General features: G+C 27.0%; 3 protein-coding genes. All 3 read left to right on the forward strand.

Annotation, left to right across the window (positions count from 1 at the left end):
* Positions 1-159: 159 nt before the first annotated feature.
* The 3 genes from B9P78_RS09325 to B9P78_RS09335 are packed head-to-tail and all read left to right on the forward strand — an operon-like array spanning position 160 to position 2,925.
* Complete coding sequence (locus B9P78_RS09325; RefSeq protein ID WP_094519160.1) at positions 160-939, forward strand: glycosyltransferase; 780 nt, start codon at positions 160-162, stop codon at positions 937-939.
* 11 nt (positions 940-950) lie between these two features.
* Positions 951-1,988, forward strand: coding sequence for a glycosyltransferase (locus B9P78_RS09330; RefSeq protein WP_094519161.1), 1,038 nt, complete (start codon positions 951-953; stop codon positions 1,986-1,988).
* 19 nt (positions 1,989-2,007) lie between these two features.
* Entirely contained in the window at positions 2,008-2,925 is a 918-nt protein-coding gene (locus B9P78_RS09335) for a glycosyltransferase (protein WP_094519162.1), read from the forward strand.
* Positions 2,926-3,543: the final 618 nt, after the last annotated feature.

Consider the following 3,543-nt stretch of genomic DNA (forward strand, 5'->3'; position numbering starts at 1 on the left):
ATTCCTCAATATTTTTGAACAGTGAATGTTTGAAGTAACTTTTTAGTCAAAATCAGTTGATAGGGATATTAGTGATACATATTTCAATAAAATGTGCCAAAGAATTAAAGCTATGAATTATTCAGGTTATATACGTAATTATTAAAAAGGAGACTAAGTATGCCAAAAGTATCTGTTATAATGGCTGAATATGATACACCGATTGAACACTTTAATTTAGCCGTCGAGAGTATTTTAAATCAAACATTTAGTGATTTTGAATTTGTTATAGTTGACGATTCTAAAAATCAACATTTAGAGGAATATATAAAGAATTACCCGGATGAACGAATTAGGATTGTTAAGAATGGTGGTAATTTTGGATTAGTTTACTCACTAAATAGAGCAATTGATGCTGCAACAACCGAATATTTAGTTAGAATGGATACTGACGATATATCTTTACCACAACGGATAAGTGTTCTATATGAGGAAATAACTAAGAATCCAGAATATAGTGTGATAGGGACATCCATTATCGAGTTTGATGATGAAGGCAAATATAATGAATTTATATATGACATGGATTATGATTTTAATACTATAATGAGTCGAAAAGTTCCAATACATGCTACAACAATCATGAAAAAGCAAGATATAATTTCAGCAGGAAAATATAAAAATTATAACCGAGCAGAAGATTTAGTTTTATGGTGTGAATTATTATTGAAAGAATATAAACTTAAAACTATTCCCATGCCCCTTTATAAGTATAGAGTCTCGGAGCTAGATTTAGATAAAAGAAAATTAAAGTATCGAGGAGATGAGATTAAAGCACGTATAAAATACTATAGATTAATGGGAGGTTCTCCATTACAAATGCTGTCCATTTTTAAGTCGGTCATTGCTGGTACTTTACCTAACAAGGTTATGTATTTATATCATCAACATAGAAAATAAAAGGAGCTTATATGCCAAAAGTTAGTATTATTGTTCCTATATATAATGTAATGGATCAGTTACAACGATGTCTTGATTCAATTGCTAATCAAACGTTTGAAAATTTTGAAGTTATTTTGCTAAATGATGGGAGTACTGACGAATCAGCCAGCGTAGCAAAAAAAATTTGCCAAAATAATTCTAAATTCACATATACGGAACATGAAAATATGGGATTGGGACCAACCAGAAATAAGGGTATTGAATTAGCAACGGGTGAGTACTTAATGTTTGTAGACTCGGATGATTTTCTTGAATTAGATGCCATTCAAACACTGTATGAATCTATATCATCTAAAAATAGCGATATTTCTTGTGGTAATTTTAAATTCTATTTTGACGATAAGAAATTAAATTTTGTCAATGGAAATATAAAAAAAGAAGACTATATAAATTTGGAAAATATGAGCTTGGAGGATTTTTCAAAAAAATATTATTTAAGTAGGGTATATAGCTATAGTGCGTGGGATAAAATGTATCGAAAAGAATTTATTACCAATAATAACATTGTTTTTGGAGATAACAAAAAAATTTTTGCCGAAGATAATTATTTTCAATTACAAATCATTTTAAACAAACCCACGATTAGTTTTACTGATAAAGTAATTTATAATTATTATCAAAGGTCAAATTCGATTATGAATACGTTTAAACCTAATTTAATTGAGAGACAAATAAATATGATTGCCCTTTTGGACGAGGAAAATAAAAATAATAGAGATGATTTTTTTACTTATATATTGGCACCGCTAACTTTAGAAACCATTATTATGGAAGCCATTAATATGAAAGACGACCCTAATCGAATTACAAAATATAAAATTTCAATGGAAAAGTTAAGAAGCTATTATTTATTCAATGAAGCTATTAAAAATATGTTAAGATACAAAGTTTATTCACTTTACAGTGGATTTAATAAAAAATTATTTATTTACACTATTAGTTATTTAGAAAAGAAAAAATTTGTAAATCTTTCTGATAAAATCGTAACTAAAGTGTATTTTAAATAGGCTAACAAAAGGAGCAGTTATGTCTACCGAACCGTTAATAAGCGTTGTAATACCAGTTTATAATAAGGAAGATAAGCTTACAAAATGTGTTGAAAGTGTATTAAAACAATCATATTCTAGGTTTGAATTAATTATTGTCAATGACGGATCTACTGACAACAGTAACGCAGTAATTGATTTACTTAGTAAAAATGATTCAAGAATCAAAACTATTCATACAACTAACCAGGGAGTTTCATCTGCTCGAAATATAGGGATAGATAATGCGACGGGAGAGTATATATGTTTTATTGATTCAGATGATTGGATTGATGAAGAGTACTTAGAAACTTTACTCTGTCTATCAATTAAAAATAATGTTGATATTTCAATCGTTTCTGCGAAAGTAGAAAACAATGGGAGGGTTCTAGAAAACCATTTTTTTTCTCATAACGGATTTATAGAAAAAGAAAGAATAATAAAGCAGCTGTATGATTGTAACTATGAGAAAGAATCAGGGGATTTTATAGATGTTGGGGTACCATGGGGGAAAATGTATAAATTGAGCTTTATTAAAGATTTGGATCTTAAATTTAATTTAAAGCTTAGAAGAAATCAGGATAATATTTTTAACCTCTATGCCTTTCAGCATGCTAGAAAAGTATATTATGAAAGAAAAACATTATACAATTATAACTATGATAATTTTGGTGATTTTGGAATGAAGTTTATGGAAAATGGTTTAAATATTTTTGGTGAATATGCAATTGAATCAGTAAAATTCCATGAATATTTTTATAAAGATAATGAAATTTTCAATAATTTGTTAATGCGGAAATTATCCTCTATACTTATGACAATTTTGTCACGAACGATATTTAATCCTCAAAGCACTTTAAAATACAAAGATAGAATTTTATTAATAAAACAAATTAGTTATTCATGGCCTTTAAATTAATTTTTGATGCAAATACGTTTGATAATATGAGTGATAAGAGAAACGTAATGTTAGTGATGAAATTAATTAAAAACAAAAGATTTATCGAATTGGCAGCAATATATAAGATGAAAAATTCCTTGAGAACAATAAAAAAAAGATAAAATACAAGATGTAACAAAATTGGTATCTTAAATTGGTATATCATTTGCTATTATAGTATTTGGATTTTTCAAGGATTATTTTAATTAATATAACAATGTTTCAAATGTTTGTTCAGGCATATTATCCTTAATTTTCACTTTTTTTTTTGGATATAGGTGCCCATTGGTTGGAATTGATACGTTAAATCATTATTATGCAGGCTTTTTAGAAATTTCATAAATATTTTAAAATGAAACTATATATGATTTATTTAAATATTATAAGGGATATTTTAGAATCTGAAAAATTACTTTTTATAAAATAATATTTAGGGGTAATTTCTAAAATTATAATCTAGGGTGGCTATGATTGTCAAGGACAGTATAAAATTGTAGGTTTATGACAGAATAAAAATGTAGGTTTTTGACAGTCTAATTTAGAAGTCCATTTATATTTTCCCTTTCATACGATATGATTTTCCAGTAATCTTGAAGA

The organism is Aerococcus sp. 1KP-2016, from assembly GCF_002252085.1.
In the GTDB taxonomy this organism is placed as follows: domain Bacteria; phylum Bacillota; class Bacilli; order Lactobacillales; family Aerococcaceae; genus Aerococcus.

Coding starts and splice junctions, on each gene's coding strand:
- B9P78_RS09335 (WP_094519162.1), top strand. CDS start 2,008: ATGTCTACCGAACCGTTAATAAGCGTTGTAATACCAGTTTATAATAAG.
- B9P78_RS09330 (WP_094519161.1), top strand. CDS start 951: ATGCCAAAAGTTAGTATTATTGTTCCTATATATAATGTAATGGATCAG.
- B9P78_RS09325 (WP_094519160.1), top strand. CDS start 160: ATGCCAAAAGTATCTGTTATAATGGCTGAATATGATACACCGATTGAA.